This window comes from Nonlabens sp. Ci31, assembly GCF_012974865.1.
Classification (GTDB): Bacteria; Bacteroidota; Bacteroidia; order Flavobacteriales; family Flavobacteriaceae; genus Nonlabens.
On sequence record NZ_CP043633.1, the window covers coordinates 2,794,262 to 2,810,022 of the forward strand.

Sequence of the window (15,761 nt, forward strand, 5' to 3'; positions counted from 1 at the left end):
AGTTTTTGAGCCATGCCGTTAGGCACAAAGGTGAGCAAAAGCAAAAAAACAATAAAAAAAGCCCAGAACTATTTGGTTCAGGGCTTTTATAATTTATCGCTAAGAGCTACCAATGCTGTTAACTTAATTGGCATAAGTGATTATTTCACTTCTTCAAAGTCCACATCTTCTACATCACTTGTAGCATCTGAGTCGCTAAAAGCCTAAGCTCTAGCGTATGGACCAGGTTGTGAACCTTAAGCAGCATTAATTCACTAAAAGAAGTAATGGTCAAAGAAACTAGTTATGAGTTACAATAGAAGTGGTAAGTATTGGTTCGTATAAACACCATATAGGATCGAGTTAATCTTCATCTTCTCTAACTTTAAAAGAACCTGATATATTGACAGTTTCAGGATTACTAAATGAAGTTTCTTTTAAGGTCGCTGTAAAAGTACCCTCAATATAAGTATTATTTCTTGTGATTGTTATCGAGCTTTGGCACGTATCATCGTCATCATCATAAGTTGTTAAATCATTATTAGGTCCACTAAATATGCCTAAACGAACTGAATATATTCCTCTTTCATTTTCAGCGCAAGTAATTGTTCCCGTGCTAGTAAGTTCATCTGATACTATGGTTACAGAGTAATCATCTGGATATAGTCCGCCAGACACAAAAATACTGTTATCTCCAGCAAGGTCAATAGCGTTTTGATACGTTAAATCAATAGGAACCCCATCGACATTGATATTAAAAAATTCGTTTTCTTGTGGAGCAGAATCATCTTCACTACAAGAAGTAGTAGCTATGATTAAAATACTTAAAGCCAGTAAGATAAAACTGTTTTTAAATGTTGATTTCATGTTCAGTTAGTTTAAGATTACTATTATAATTTTTATTTTTTTTGAAGAATGTAGATAGTGTTCCAATCATCCAATTAGTTGTAAAAGGTGTTGGTAAAGCGTAAATCAATTTTAATGAAAGCTATCCCTTTCTTCACAGCTATTAATAGCTATTGAAAGGGATGCTATTAAAATTACAGTCCTATATTTTGAAATGTCTTATGTTTTTTCAGTTAGGTTCATTCTGTAGAGGCCTATAAGTAGGAATCCTTAATTACTGCTGGCTATGTGTCCATACTGTAGATTGACCACTAGAAAGTGTTCCTGTACGTGTAGAAAGCAACTCGCTATTATTTAGGACTCTAAGAGTAAAACTGGCTGAAGAGTTCCCGCCATTGCAACTCCCGTAATATTCCACCCAATATTCATAGTCCCCAGTTGGAGCAGTACCGTTTTCCCAAAATATATTTTCATTGGCCCCTTGAGGACAACTCCCACACTGACAATCAACATCAAGAGAACCTCCGTCTGCATTGGAGTTAATAAAGGAGATAACGGTACCGCTAGGGGTTCTTACATACAAATCTAAATCTACGTTGTCTGAATTTGTAAATTGTAAATTAAAACGAGGGTTACCAGAGCTTCCTACTAGTTGACCATTTCCCTCGACAGCATCATCTTCACTGCAAGAGATGGTAAAAAGACTAATTGCGATGGTACAAACGAATAAAATAAGTTTAAAAGAATTTTTCATGATAATTGATTTAAGATTGTTTTGTTAACTGTTATATAAGGACTAGACAGACTATATTAGAATAACATCTAAGATCCCTTTGTTACTGAAATAATTACTACAGGCTTTTTTATTATCCTTTGATGAAAAAATAATGTTCGACATAGTTCTGTCTTACTGGCTATGCTATTATTAGTTTATCGTAGTTCTTATATTACTTTTATAAGTATTCCGATATAGTACTATATGCTAAACGTGATTCCAAAATTTAACCCCATTACTTCGTCATATCTAAGGTTAATTCCAAAATTTTGGGTAAATAAATAGTCTAAATTGATATTGTAGTAAAGTCCGTTTACCGTGACTTCCTCCTCAGAATTACCAAAATCAGATTCAAACGACACGGTTCCAAATCCATAATAATACCCGAGACCTGAACTAATTTTAAATTGATCGGTGAGATAATAGCCATAATTTAGAGCTAACGAAAAAGCAAATATGCTTGTGTTTGAACTAGCTCCAGGTACTTCAATATTTGAAAACAGTCCATAACCACCGTATTCAATTTCAAAACTTTCTTGTTTTACATTAGAAAAGGCCTGTGATGCGACTAAGCCTATCGCAAATGTGCTAGCTTCAGAAGAGCCATCGTTTCCAAACCCGATATTTAAGCGACCAAGGTCAGGGTAGTAAAAACGGTTGTCAACTGTATTTGTTGGAGTTTGAGTTTGAGTTGGAGTCGGAGTTTGAGCTTGTTGTTGTTGACCTCCAAAAATGTTAGCCATCGCTGTAGTGGTTTGGCTATTCTGATTGGTATTAGTTTCAGTTTGAGGTGTCGTTTTCTGCTGATTGAAAAACTCTCTATCACCGTTTTTATAAAGTATCATAAAAACATCATCTACACTAATATTATAAACAGGGCCATCAAGTCGTTCCCATTTTTTATATTTTATTTTATCTTCCAAAATTTCAATAACTTTCGCTTTGATTTCTGACTGATCGGTCTTAATTATTACGTCTTGTGACTGTACCGTATTGAAAAATAAAGTACAGAGTAAAATGAGATAAAATTTATCCATCGTGTTTAGTTTAAATTAATGATGGTCAAACATATAACTTCATGCTTGTCGAGAACATTCCCTATAGAGGGGATTTTTCCTGAGTAACAAATCGTATTAAAACACTGTTAATCAATTATTTGAATAAATTAGTTGAAATTCTTAAAGTTTTTTAGTTATGCCGCTAGACAACTAGGGAAGCAAAAGCAAAAAAAATAATCCAATAAAAGAGTCTTTTGTTAAGGTTCAAGACTTTATAAAATGGAGCTGTCAACACATACTGAAAACAGCTACTATATTGAATGTATAGAAACAAAAAAGCCCTGAACTATTTAGTTCAGGGCTTTTATATTTATAATATAACAGCTTAACAAGCTGTCAACTTAAATGGCATAAGTGATTATTTCACTTCTTCGAAGTCTACATCCTCCACATCACTAGTATCAGTTTCAGACTCTGCCTCACCACCAGCATCTGGACCAGGTTGTCCACCTTGACCATCAGCTTGTGCTTTGTACATTTCTTCACTTGCAGCCGTCCAAACTGTATTTAGTTTTTCTAGTGCTGGATCAATTACTGCTAAGTCTTTAGACTCATAAGCAGCTTTCAATTCGTTAAGCGCTTCTTCGATAGGGGCTTTTTTGTCAGCAGGTAGCTTTTCGCCAAATTCTTCTAACTGTTGCTCCGTTTGGAAGATCATTTGATCTGCCGCGTTCAACTTATCTGCAGTTTCTTTTGCTTTCTTATCAGCATCAGCATTTGCAGCAGCATCTTGCTTCATTTTTTCGATTTCTTCCTCGCTCAATCCAGAAGAAGCTTCGATACGTATATCTTGTTTCTTTCCAGTCGCTTTATCTTCAGCACTTACTTTTATGATACCGTTAGCATCAATATCAAAGGTTACCTCAATTTGTGGTGTACCTCTTCTTGATGGTGGAATATCTGATAAGTGGAACCTACCGATAGTTTTGTTATCGTTTGCCATAGCACGCTCTCCTTGGATCACATGAATCTCAACACTAGGTTGATTATCTGCAGCGGTAGAGAATACCTGAGACTTCTTAGTTGGGATCGTCGTGTTGGACTCAATTAATTTAGTCATCACACCGCCCATAGTTTCAATACCTAAAGAGAGTGGCGTAACATCTAGTAAAAGAACATCTTTTACATCCCCTGTTAATACACCACCTTGAATGGCAGCACCTACAGCAACTACTTCATCGGGATTTACTCCTTTTGATGGTTTTTTGCCGAAGAATTTCTCAACAGCTTCTTGTACAGCAGGAATACGAGTAGATCCACCTACAAGTATAATCTCGTCAATATCTCCAGTAGAAAGACCAGCGTTTTTCAATGCTGTCTCACATGGAGCGATAGTTCTTTTTACTAAGTCTGAAATTAATTTTTCAAAAGCAGACTTGGTTAATGTTTTTACAAGGTGCTTAGGTCCACTAGCAGTAGCAGTTACATAAGGCAAATTGATTTCAGTCTGTGCACTAGAAGAAAGCTCAATTTTAGCTTTTTCAGCAGCTTCTTTAAGACGTTGTAAAGCCATTGGATCTTTTCTAAGATCAATGTCTTCAGCAGCCTTAAACTCATCAGCTAACCAGTCGATGATTTTTTGATCTACGTCATCACCACCTAAGTGAGTATCACCGTCAGTTGCAAGTACTTCAAAAACGCCATCACCTAATTCTAGGATAGAAACATCATGTGTTCCACCACCAAAATCAAATACTACAATCTTCTGATCGGTATCTTTTTTATCTAATCCGTAAGCTAATGCCGCAGCAGTAGGCTCATTGATAATACGTTCTACTTTAAGACCTGCGATCTCACCAGCTTCCTTAGTCGCTTGACGTTGAGAATCGTTAAAATAAGCCGGTACAGTGATTACTGCTCCAGTTACTTCATATCCTAAATAATCTTCAGCAGTTTTCTTCATTTTTTGAAGAATCATCGCACTTAATTCTTGTGGCGTGTACAAACGTCCATCGATATCCACACGTGGTGTATCGTTATCACCTTTAACCACTTTGTAAGGTACATATCCAGCTTCTTTAGTAGATTCACTGAATTTGTTACCCATAAAACGCTTGATAGAAGCAACCGTTTTAGTCGGGTTGGTTACCGCTTGTCTTTTTGCAGGATCACCTACCTTAATCTCACCACCTTCTACAAAGGCGATAACAGATGGGGTAGTTCTTTTTCCTTCTGCGTTAGGTATTACTACAGGCTCGCTTCCTTCCATTACAGAAACACAACTGTTAGTCGTACCTAAGTCTATTCCTATTATTTTACTCATTATAAATTATTTTAATTAAGATTCGATTTATTTACATTCTGCATAAGTCAATGTTTGTGCCATGACAACTCTAATGACATGATGTCATTTTGACTGTCATTATAGTCATGATAGTAGTGTAGTGGAAGTCCCTTAATAATGCTTTCGCTTTCCTGCCTGCCGGCAGGCAATGGCGAAGAAGCAGAACCAAGACCAAGACGAAGTATTTAGTTTACAGTCTCATTCTTAGCAGCTAGTAGGCAGGTTGATTGTGAATTGCCTTCGAAATCTGAGTAGGCTGAAAAAAACCAATTCTCGCATTACTCCAAATAGCTAAAGACTTACGTCATTCCGGTGCATAACTGAATCGGTTGAAAGGCTCTCAAAAGTTTATAAAATTGATTTTCCCTATCATGCATAAGAGAATATAGGCATAGTCGAGAAGGAGGAAGGCAGGTACCTTCTTTACGGAGTTTTGATCGAAGTAAGGAAGGAGGTTTACCAATTCTTCATCAATAGCATAGCAGACTTGATAGGCATTATGTTGAAGAGCAGAACCGATGACCACCTTTCTTAAAATCAGGTAGAATACTTTTATTTTCTATCTGCTTTATGTTTACTTTTACTGCGCAAATTTGGTATAATAATGACACAAAATTCTCCAGCTAAAATTGAAGCCATCAGCGTGTTTGACATGCTTAAAATAGGTGTTGGTCCTTCCAGTTCTCACACTTTAGGCCCATGGCGTGCGGCGCGTCATTTTTTAGCAAAACTAAAAGACAAAAACAGATTGGAATTGGTAAAATCCATCGAGGTAGATCTTTACGGCTCCTTATCATTAACGGGTAAGGGTCATGCTACAGATCTCGCTTGTATTTTAGGACTAACTAATGCAGATCCGGAGACTTGTGCAATCGATGAAATCCCTGAAATTATAGATTATATTACCAATCAAAAGTTATTGCAATTGGATGGGGTTCATTTGATTTCCTTCGATCCCAAAACACAGATTCATTTCCATCGTAATTTTCTTCCTTTCCATCCCAACGGATTTCGTTTTAAAGCCATCTTAAATGATGATAAGGTTGTTTTTGAAACCTATTACAGTATAGGTGGCGGCTTTTTTGTACAAAAAGAGCGCAAAAGATCTGCAAAACAAGTAGCGCTGTTTGAGTGTTTCCCAAGACCTATTGAAAAGGCAAGTGAACTACTCGCTTATTGTGAACGGGATCAAATGTCAGTTTCACAGGTTGTTCTGCAAAATGAAGAATACCTTCGGAGCCCAGAAGAGATAGATGAGCTATTTCGTAAAATTTGGGATGTGATGTTGGATTCTATGTACACCGGTTGTCATACAGAAGGCATACTTCCAGGCGGCCTTAATGTACGCAGAAGGGCTTTTGATACACATGAGCGTTTGCAAAAGGGAAAACCCTATTCCAATAAAGAAGAGTGGGTCGAAGCTATACGAGATACCGAGGTGAAATTTAGAGAAATTCTCAAATGGGTTTCTTGCTATGCACTGGCGGTTAACGAAGTAAATGCTTCTTTAGGTCGTGTAGTTACGGCACCTACAAATGGTAGTGCAGGAGTAATCCCTGCCGTAATGATGTACTATATGACCATTGAAAATCACGATGCCAACTTTGAAGACATCAAGAAATTTTTATTGGTTGCAGGAGAAATAGGAGCCCTTTTCAAAAAAGGAGCAACGATCAGTGCTGCAATGGGCGGTTGTCAAGCAGAAATAGGAGTGAGCAGTGCCATGGCTGCTGGCGCATTAACAGAGCTTATGGGTGGAACACCAGCCCAAGTTCTTATAGCTAGTGAGATCGCAATGGAACATCACTTGGGATTGACTTGTGACCCTATAGGGGGATTGGTGCAAATTCCTTGTATCGAGCGCAACGCAATGGGTGCTATTAAAGCGATTAACGCCTGTGAAATGGCACTGGATACCGATGCTAAAAATGCCAAAGTCCCATTAGATAAAGTGATAGAAACCATGTGGCAAACCGCACTAGACATGAATACTAAATACAAAGAAACCAGTGAAGGCGGACTTGCTGTTAATGTGGCACTCTCTGATTGCTAAATACTATTTAATCGCTTTAAATAAATCAAAATTCACAATGCTTGGTCGAGCGTACGTCTAGATCTTTTTTAAAAACACCCTTGTTATTAATTATATACCAACTGGGCTCGAAATGCTTATTCAATCTAAAAATAAATATTTAAGTTGAGTTGACCAATGGCCAACGGCTATCATGACTTTAAAAGAACAGTGTAATAGCATTTCCTTTTTTAAAGAACAAGTTGGCGACGATTTCAGCAATGCTCCAAGAGCAACCAAAAGGCTTACAGAGTTGCTACACAAATTGCGTATCACTAGACCGCAATAAAATACGGAAATAAAAAACGGATTGATACCCTACGTATGTATTTATCTCACAGGTAAATGTCTTGTAAAAAAAATGAAAAGGTGGAAGATGTTTATCTAGATTATGCTTTCGCGAAAGCGTAAGTATTATTACATTTATACACTAACAAAGCATGATGACAAACGAACAAATCCTCGCTGACGGATTACCTAACATAGAAGAAGCCGATTTCAAAAAACATCCAAAAAGATTTTTAAACAAAAAACTGATCTCTAAAGTGATCTTTTTTATCCCCTTGCTGGTGGGTGTAGTGGTGTTGTATTTCCTTATGGAGGATAAAGCATGGTTGTGGAAAGTAGCACTCGGGGCATGGCTATTCTTATTTTTAGCAAGCGTTTTTTTAGCTTATAAGGAGTATTTTGTAAGAGGTTATGTGTTGAGAGAACACGACATTACCTATAAAAAAGGTTGGTTATTCCACAGTCAGACGACCGTTCCTTTTAATAGAATTCAACATACAGAAATCAATCACGGACCTGTAGACCGCTTATTTAAACTTTGTGAGTTGGACATATTTACCGCAGGAGGAAGTGCCAGCGATTTGAGTATAAGCGGCCTCGATCCTCAGGATGCAGCAAAATTAAAGGATTATATTTCTGGAAAACTGTCGGTGCATGCTTGATTTATCTACACCACAACGACAGAGCAAAAAGATCATTATATTTTACCTGTTTAAAAGTATTAAAGGTTTAATTCTTTATTTTCTGTTTGCCGCCATAGGAACGAAGTCCATGGGAGAATACGGTTGGTACATGACTGCTTTTATCGCTTTTATTGCGGTCCTATCACTCTTGTCCCCTGTTGTTAAATACATTTATTTCACTTTCCATATAGAAGATGATGAGTTAATTATTCAAAAAGGATTGCTTCAAAAGGAACGAAAAGCCATTCCTTTAGAACGCATACAGTCTATTAATATCAATCAAAATGTGGTGCAACGTATTCTAGGAATTGTCTCTCTAGAAGTAGATACCGCAGGTTCTAAAGCTAAGGAACTGGAAATTCCAGGATTAGAAAGAGCATTTGCTAGCCAATTCAAAGATTTGCTGCAAGAACGCAAAGAGGAGATTGTGGAGGGAGTTAGTGAAACAGCTACAAATGAAAGCTTTACTACACAAGATGCTTCTGGAAACAATTTAGAGGTTGAAACAGGAGAAAACACAGCTGTATCAAAGGCAAAAACTTCTAAAAAAGCAGTCGAAGACACCACAGAAACAATGATTCTCCAATTGGGTATTATTGATATTTTAAAAGTGGGAATTACTCAGAACCATTTAAAAAGTGCTGGTCTAGCCATAGGAGTTGCTTTTGGTAGTTGGTATAAAATAAAAGATTTAGTAGAAGAATATTTCGAAGAATGGCTGCAGCAGTTCTCTTTTGAAAATGTTATTTCAGGAACCAGCTTAGGACTTGCTTTTGCCGCTGTGATTTCCTTTTTGTTTTTCTCTGTTGTGATCAGCATGCTATTAGCCATCAATAAATATTGGGATTTTAGTATTGTTAAAAAAGGCACTGATCTCGAAGTAAAAATGGGGTTGTTTAATAAGAAGGAAATCAAAATACCATTAAGTAAAGTCCAGATTTTGGAATTTCATTCCAATCCATTAAGGAAGTTATTAGGATTTCAAACGGCTCAGATCTTTCAGGCACAATCAACCGATAATAAGTTAGGTAGTGTCTCCGTACCAGCTTGTAAAGAAGTACATAGAGTTTTATTGCAACATTTAATATTTAAACAACCGGTAGAAGAAACGGAGCAGGAATTGCATTGCAACCCTTATTCTCACGCGCGATTGCGTTTTTATATTAGTTCTGTTTTTGCGATACCTTTAATAGGTGCTGCTATTTATTTTGAAGAGTACGCGGGAGTGGTGCTGGTTATTGCTATTTCATTCTTTTTAGTATTTGCCGCCTTTATGTATGGGAAGAATAGCAAAGTCATACGAGACGATGATTTTGTAGTTTTCAAAAAAGGATGGATTTTTCCACAAACCATTATTTCACCAGTTTTTAAAACTCAAGCAGTAGAAAAATGGCGCAGTGTTTTTTTAAAACGCAGAAAAGAAGCTCATTTTAGACTTCACACAGCAGCAGGAACAAGAGGTTTGAGATACCTCAAGGAAAGTGCTTTAAACAAATTGATCAACGCGATCAATAACGAAGTGATTTGCAGTGAAGAGAAGTGGATGTGATGAGAGTTAAGTCATCATTACTACAATAATTGCTTACCAATATTTAGGAGTCTTAAGCTCCCTATTTTATAAATTAATAAAGGCCGTTTTGCCATAAGCCCATGACTTTAGCCTGTAGTCTTTACCATTTTGAAAACTAAGATTAGAACGGTTATAGTTGGCGCCTAATTGTATAGAAAACCTTTTGTCTATACGGTATTATATACCTATACCTGCCTTTATACCAAGGGTATAGATACTGTCTAATTGGTAATTTTTGAGTGTAAATTGATTATTTAAACCAGCCTCTATATAAGGACTCAGTTTACTTTTTAAAATGTAATACCTCGTAAGAATAGGTACTTCTATATATCTAAATTCAATTGTTTCTGGAAAAATAGGTCCGATGAAATCGCAAAACGCTTAAGAAAATACACCAGTAAAGTCTTTGTTGGAGTAATTTAATCCTGTAGTAAGAGCAAAATTATTTTCCATTTTGTATTCGAAGCTCAATCCTATATTATAATTGGCTTTATCATAGTCGGCAGCATGCTGACCTACACCACCAAAATCTATGTATTCATCACTTTTATTTTTTTCGATACTGCTAGAAAACCCAATTTTAAATAGGCTTGAAGTTTCCTGAGCATTTATATAGCAAGAAGAAATAAGAAAACTTAAAATTAAAAGTAAGGAGATTTTGATTTTATAAAAGATACTGGTTTTTATAAAAGGTTGCGTAAATATTAGAACTATTTGATTGGAATGTATTTTTTAAAGGAAGTTGCTTTCATGATGTAACGGGAGTATGTAATGCTGCTTTCTTTTTCTTTTTGCAAAAGAAGTTGATCATGAACTTGATTCTATGAGTTGACACAAGACAATGGTACATTCTACAACCCAATAGGGACATCACCGACAACAAATGTATCGATGATCTAAAACTTTCACATTTATTAAACACTTTAAATTCTTTAGATAGTGATCCTATGTCATACATTTGTATCGTACACGATATAAATAGCATATGAATAAGGAAGAACAACTAAAATTGAGCAGTCAGGTGTGCTTTCCGATTTATTCGGTTTCTAGATTATTGACCAAATCTTACAAGCCCTATCTCGATAAAATGGGTATTACCTATCCCCAATACCTCGTGCTATTGGTCCTGTGGGAAAAGGATGAAGTAACGGTTAATCAAATTACAGAGAAATTACTCCTTAATACCAATACGGTTTCTCCCTTATTGAAACGAATGCAGCAGTCCAATCTCATAGAGCGTCACCGTTGTAAGAATGATGAGCGAAGTGTGATTATTCAACTTACCAATAAAGGAAAGGAACTTAAAAAAGAAGCGAGTCCCATACCAGAAAAATTATTACAAACATTGCTTACCGCAACTATAGAATTACCAGATATTATCAATTTAAAAGAACTTCTTGAAGAATGGATAGGAATACTGGGAGAGCAAAAACAAAATCATTAAAAGAAATGGAATTATTAGAGAGATTAGAATGGCGCTATGCAGCAAAGGCAATGAGCGGTGAAAAAGTACCACAAGAAAAAATGGAAAGAATATTAGAGGCAGCTAGGCTTGCTGCGACTTCAAGTGGTTTACAACCTTTTGAAATTTATGTCGTGACGAATCAAGAGGTAAAAGAGAAAATCAAACCAGTTGCTTGGAACCAGTCTACGGTCACCGACTGTTCTCATTTACTAGTGTTTGCAGCTTGGGATAACTATACGGAAGACCGTATCAACTATATGTTTGACTTGACTAATGAAATACGTGGTTTTAAAAATGAAGGTTGGGAAAATTACCGTCAGCAGCTCTTAAGCACGTACCCAAATCAAGATGCAGAAGTAAACTTCAATCATGCGGCTAAGCAGGCCTATATCGCTTTTTCACATGCCTTAATTGCTGCTGCTTTTGAGGAAGTAGATGCTACACCTATGGAAGGTTTTGATGCTGACGCTGTGGATGAAATTTTAGGTCTTAGAGAAAAAGGACTGAGATCTACCGTTTTACTGCCTATAGGCTATAGAAAACCATCAGAAGACTGGTTGGTTAACCTAGAGAAAGTAAGAAAGAGTACCGAAAATATGGTTACGACCATAGACTAACCTAAAAATGAGTACATTGAAAAAAATAAAATTTACAGCCCTTGTTTTTGCACTTGTTGCAGTAATAGGTTGTATAGATCAAAAAGAAATGGCAAAAGATGCCAATTTAAATAATAGTAGTAACCTTAAAAAAGAAAAGAATATGAAAGTTTTATTTGTATTAACATCGCACGATCAACTAGGAGACACTGGTAAAAAAACAGGATTTTGGGTAGAAGAATTTGCTGGCCCTTATTATACTTTAAAAGATAAAGGAGTGGAAATTACTTTAGCAACGCCTAAAGGAGGTAAAGCACCTATAGATCCAAGTAGTGATTCTCCAGATGCAGCTACAGAATTTACAAAGAGATTTGATAAAGACGAAGAAGCTCAAGAGCTCATCAACACCACTCACCAACTAGCAGATGTCAATGCTGCAGATTATGACGCGGTATTTTATCCTGGTGGCCACGGACCTTTATGGGATCTAGCTAATGATGCAACATCTATCAAGCTTATCGAGACTTTTAACAGTCAAGAAAAGCCAGTAGGGTTTGTATGCCACGCTCCAGCAGCATTGAAAAGTGTTAAGGGAACTGATGGCAATCCATTAGTGAAAGGAAAGAAAGTAACTGGATTTACCAATACAGAAGAAGATGCTGTGCAACTTACTGATGTGGTACCATTTCTAGTAGAAGACATGCTTAAAGAAAATGGAGGTATTTATTCCAAAGGAGCTGACTGGTCAGCGTATGCGTTGCAAGACGGTAATTTGATCACAGGACAAAATCCTGCATCTTCCATATTAGTTGCAGAAAAGCTATTTGCTGCGATTCAATAATTGCATCTGATTGATTACTAAGTAAGCTCAAACCTTTTATGGTTTGGGCTTTTTTTTATGGTTTTTAAACGGTTTTAAAAAGAAGACCTCCCTAGTTCCTTTCCTTTAACTTAGTAATTAGTCTCTTTTATATAGGCAGGAATAGGTATGAAAAGAGTAGGGTGGCTGTGGTTATTAAGACTCTTTTATATGGAGTTGGTCACTTCCAAGTAGTAGTGAATTCGGAAATTATAAAAGTGTTGATTATTTGGCCCTTGTAGGTGTGCTCGTTGGTAAATAATGTGTAAAGGAGTACTTCCCCACCTACTTTAACCTCTTCTTTAAAAGGATTTTCTAGTTGTTTTTGAATAGAAATCCACAGGGGTATGTCAATTACTATAAATTTATATTCCACATGTACCAGATCATTTAAAATATCACTATTTCCTGTTTTTAACTTGAAAACATTTTTTGATGAACCAATTGTTTCATCACTGACTTTTCTTTGTTCTCCAGTAAATTCAGCTATAAACCTAAAAGTGTTCATTGCTACATAATATTGAGCTTCAGCTGTGTCAGCTTCTACCTTTTTAGCATATTCAAATTCAGCATTTATTAATTCTCTTATATCAACAAGTTTATAATTTTTATCCCAAGATTCAAATCCATTTTGAGAGTAAGCATTAAGTGATAAAATTAAAATAGAAAAACATAAAAAAGACTTCATTGTAGGGTATTTAATTAAAGCAATCTCAAAGATAAGTGAATTCTATTTTTGACTAAAGCTCAATCTGATAATAGCTAAGTATTTTTAAGATCAATTTTCCAAAACTTGTCTCTTTTTAGCTCTATGCCTTTAGCTACTATAAAGGACAACTATAAAAGTAAAAGAACCTCTAGTTCTTAACTCTAACTTCTACAGGCTCCAACATAGTACATGAGGTATATAAATTTCAATATCCAAAGTCATGCAGTAAGCTTAGCTCTGGTAGTATGAAAATAAACTCATTTATCTTGGTCTTGCTATTATAGCATTATATGCTACTTTAGTAAATAAAATAAGGACGCATACGATGAAGAATAAGAACTTAAACTCCACAGCATTTATAGGCGTCCTGATTCTTTTATTCTTGGTGAGCTGTGTGACAAAAAATACTGGCAACCAAGAATCTTCTCCCACGTCAGTTTCCTGTTCATCTGGTTCAGAAGATGCTGCTACTCTGTCTATACCTGATGGCGTATTTGAAGCAAAAAAAGCAACTGCAACAATCCAAATTGATGGGTGTAGCAAAGAGGCTATTTGGGCTGACGTAGATTGGTATTCTATGAACTATTTATGGTTGGGTGAAAAACCCACTAAGTCAGATTATCAAGGTCGTTTTAAGCTTAGCTGGGATGTAAATTACGTTTATGTACTAGTGGAAATTACAGATGATTATTTAAACCCAACGCTTAAAAATGGTATAGAAAACTATTGGAAAGGGGATTATGTAGAGGTCTTTATTGATGAAGATCAATCCGGCGGAAATCATAAGTTCCATCACCAAGCTTTTGCTTATCATGTCTCTACTGAAGGACATGCTATTGATAAAAGCACTTCTGAAGAAACTATTTTTTTAGATGAGCATATCCAAGTTGTCAGGTCGCAGGACGGAAACAAGCATCTTTGGGAAATGGCTATCCAACTTTATGATCGACAATTTGATGAGAACTCATCTGAAAACATACCGGTTCTAATTTTAAAAAATAAACGCATCGGTTTTTCTATAGGCTATGGAGATAATGATGGTACTAACAGAAGAGAGAACTTTATGGGCTCCAAGAAGAATCACGGAATTAATAATGATGAAGGCTACACTAATGCTGCTGTCTTTGGCAGCTTATTGTTTGTAGAGTAAGCAATATAATTTTAAAATTGCTCCTATAAAAAAGCCACTTCATCTTGAAGTGGCTTTATCCTTATCATGGAAATAAAGTCATCGTTCCCGAATTTTGGAAGTCAGGTTATGTTTGCACATCTGTTACCTGTAATTTGGTACGGTAAAGGGACATCCTTTACAAAGTTAAAGGGACATCGTTTACACTTTTTAAAGACTAATTTACTGAGTAAAATCAGAAATTATGCCTTGGAAAGAAACGACAACTATGGAACAAAAAGTAGAATTCATCTGTGAATGGAGAACTCAAAAGTATTCGATTACAGAATTATGCAAGGCATTTAAAATTTCTCGACCCACTGCATACAAACTCATTTCTAGGTTTGAAAAAGACGGAATTGAAGGCTTAAAAGAGCATTCGAAAGCACCTCAAATACATCCCAATAGGACTAAGGAAGACGTCTTGAAAAATATTCTAAAACTCAAAGAAAAACACAAACACTGGGGAGCAAAAAAAATAAGAAAATTGTTGTTTAACGTTTGTATTGAAGACGATATCCCAAGTGTGGTTACCGTTCACAATATATTATCTAAAAACGGTTTTGTTATACCTCAAAAACGCTGTAAAAGAGTCAAGCCTCTCTTCTTTATTTTTGACCCGCAACACTGTAATGAGGTATGGAGTGCTGATTACAAAGGAAAGTTCTTAATGGGTAATAAAATCTATTGTCATCCACTCACAATTGCGGACTCAAAAAGTAGATTTATATTCTCTGCAAAAGGACATTATAAAGAAACTCTAAAGAACGCTAAAGCAGATTTTACAAAGGTTTTTAGAACATATGGTATACCAAAACAAATACACACAGATAACGGAAGCCCATTTGGATCTGTAAGGGCAATTCAGAGATTTACCCAACTATCTTATTGGTTTATTGAACTCGGAATTATGCCTGTTTTTTCCGACCCAGGACACCCAGAACAAAATGGAAGACATGAACGAATGCATCGTGATTTAAAGGCGGATTGTGCGAAGCCGTCAGCTTATGATTTAAAAGCGCAACAAAGGCGCTTAAATCACTTTGTAAAAGAATATAACCACATACGTCCACATGAAGCTTTAGACATGGAAACACCCGCTTCTGTGCATCTGTTTTCTACACGTCCGTTTACTGAAAGAATTAAACTATTTGATTATAATTCTAAATTTAAAATAATGAAAGTGACACAAAATGGTGCGGTGAGATGGAAGTCTAAACATTGGGTCTATTTAACAATAGCTCTTAAAGGAAAATATGTGGGGGTTGAGGAATTAGGAAATGGCATTTGGAGCATATATTATTATAATGTATTTTTAGGTTACTTTGATGATATGAACATCAGAAATAAACAAACATCAATAAGGCTTAGTCAAAATTTAGTGTAAAGTGTGATCTTTAACTTGTGTAA

General features: G+C 36.0%; 13 protein-coding genes. 8 read left to right on the top strand and 5 right to left on the bottom strand.

Annotation, left to right across the window (positions count from 1 at the left end; genetic code table 11):
* Window positions 1-342 precede the first annotated feature (342 nt).
* The 4 genes from F0365_RS12275 to dnaK all read right to left on the bottom strand — a co-directional run bounded on the left by F0365_RS12275 (window position 343) and on the right by dnaK (window position 4,921).
* A complete protein-coding gene (locus F0365_RS12275) occupies window positions 343-846 on the bottom strand; it encodes a hypothetical protein (RefSeq protein ID WP_169933957.1) in 504 nt (167 codons plus the stop codon).
* Between the two features lie 253 nt (window positions 847-1,099).
* Window positions 1,100-1,579, bottom strand: coding sequence for a hypothetical protein (locus F0365_RS12280; RefSeq protein ID WP_169933958.1), 480 nt, complete (start codon window positions 1,577-1,579; stop codon window positions 1,100-1,102).
* Between the two features lie 221 nt (window positions 1,580-1,800).
* A complete protein-coding gene (locus F0365_RS12285; protein WP_169933959.1) occupies window positions 1,801-2,637 on the bottom strand; it encodes a hypothetical protein in 837 nt (278 codons plus the stop codon).
* A 379-nt stretch (window positions 2,638-3,016) separates the two neighbouring features.
* Window positions 3,017-4,921, bottom strand: coding sequence for a molecular chaperone DnaK (gene dnaK / locus F0365_RS12290; protein ID WP_169933960.1), 1,905 nt, complete (start codon window positions 4,919-4,921; stop codon window positions 3,017-3,019).
* Window positions 4,922-5,546: 625 nt separating this feature from the next.
* Here dnaK and F0365_RS12295 point away from each other — a divergent pair.
* The 6 genes from F0365_RS12295 to F0365_RS12320 all read left to right on the top strand — a co-directional run bounded on the left by F0365_RS12295 (window position 5,547) and on the right by F0365_RS12320 (window position 12,456).
* Window positions 5,547-6,995: an L-serine ammonia-lyase gene (locus F0365_RS12295; protein WP_169933961.1), complete on the top strand. Its 1,449-nt coding sequence runs from the start codon at window positions 5,547-5,549 to the stop codon at window positions 6,993-6,995.
* A gap of 458 nt (window positions 6,996-7,453) precedes the next feature.
* Window positions 7,454-7,963 (top strand): PH domain-containing protein, encoded by a 510-nt coding sequence (locus F0365_RS12300; RefSeq protein ID WP_240961648.1) that lies wholly within the window; start codon window positions 7,454-7,456, stop codon window positions 7,961-7,963.
* Window positions 7,956-9,533, top strand: a complete 1,578-nt coding sequence (locus tag F0365_RS12305; RefSeq protein ID WP_169933962.1) for a PH domain-containing protein — start codon at window positions 7,956-7,958, stop codon at window positions 9,531-9,533. The genes F0365_RS12300 and F0365_RS12305 overlap by 8 nt, the downstream gene beginning before the upstream one ends.
* Before the next feature lie 1,006 nt (window positions 9,534-10,539).
* The gene (locus tag F0365_RS12310; RefSeq protein WP_169933963.1) at window positions 10,540-10,998 is read left to right on the top strand and encodes a MarR family winged helix-turn-helix transcriptional regulator; all 459 of its coding nucleotides are present in this window, start codon (window positions 10,540-10,542) and stop codon (window positions 10,996-10,998) included.
* A 5-nt stretch (window positions 10,999-11,003) separates the two neighbouring features.
* Window positions 11,004-11,636, top strand: a complete 633-nt coding sequence (locus tag F0365_RS12315) for an NAD(P)H-dependent oxidoreductase (RefSeq protein ID WP_169934860.1) — start codon at window positions 11,004-11,006, stop codon at window positions 11,634-11,636.
* 88 nt (window positions 11,637-11,724) lie between these two features.
* A complete protein-coding gene (locus F0365_RS12320) occupies window positions 11,725-12,456 on the top strand; it encodes a type 1 glutamine amidotransferase domain-containing protein (protein ID WP_240961971.1) in 732 nt (243 codons plus the stop codon).
* A gap of 199 nt (window positions 12,457-12,655) precedes the next feature.
* Here F0365_RS12320 and F0365_RS12325 read toward each other — a convergent pair whose 3' ends face one another.
* Window positions 12,656-13,162 carry a hypothetical protein gene (locus tag F0365_RS12325; protein ID WP_169933964.1) on the bottom strand — a complete coding sequence of 169 codons (507 nt, stop codon included), beginning with the start codon at window positions 13,160-13,162 and terminating at the stop codon, window positions 12,656-12,658.
* Between the two features lie 346 nt (window positions 13,163-13,508).
* Between F0365_RS12325 and F0365_RS12330 the strand changes: the two genes are divergently transcribed.
* Both F0365_RS12330 and F0365_RS12335 read left to right on the top strand, forming a co-directional pair.
* Window positions 13,509-14,333, top strand: coding sequence for a sugar-binding protein (locus F0365_RS12330; RefSeq protein ID WP_169933965.1), 825 nt, complete (start codon window positions 13,509-13,511; stop codon window positions 14,331-14,333).
* Between the two features lie 247 nt (window positions 14,334-14,580).
* A complete protein-coding gene (locus F0365_RS12335) occupies window positions 14,581-15,738 on the top strand; it encodes an integrase core domain-containing protein (RefSeq protein WP_169933966.1) in 1,158 nt (385 codons plus the stop codon).
* The last annotated feature ends 23 nt before the right edge of the window (window positions 15,739-15,761 follow it).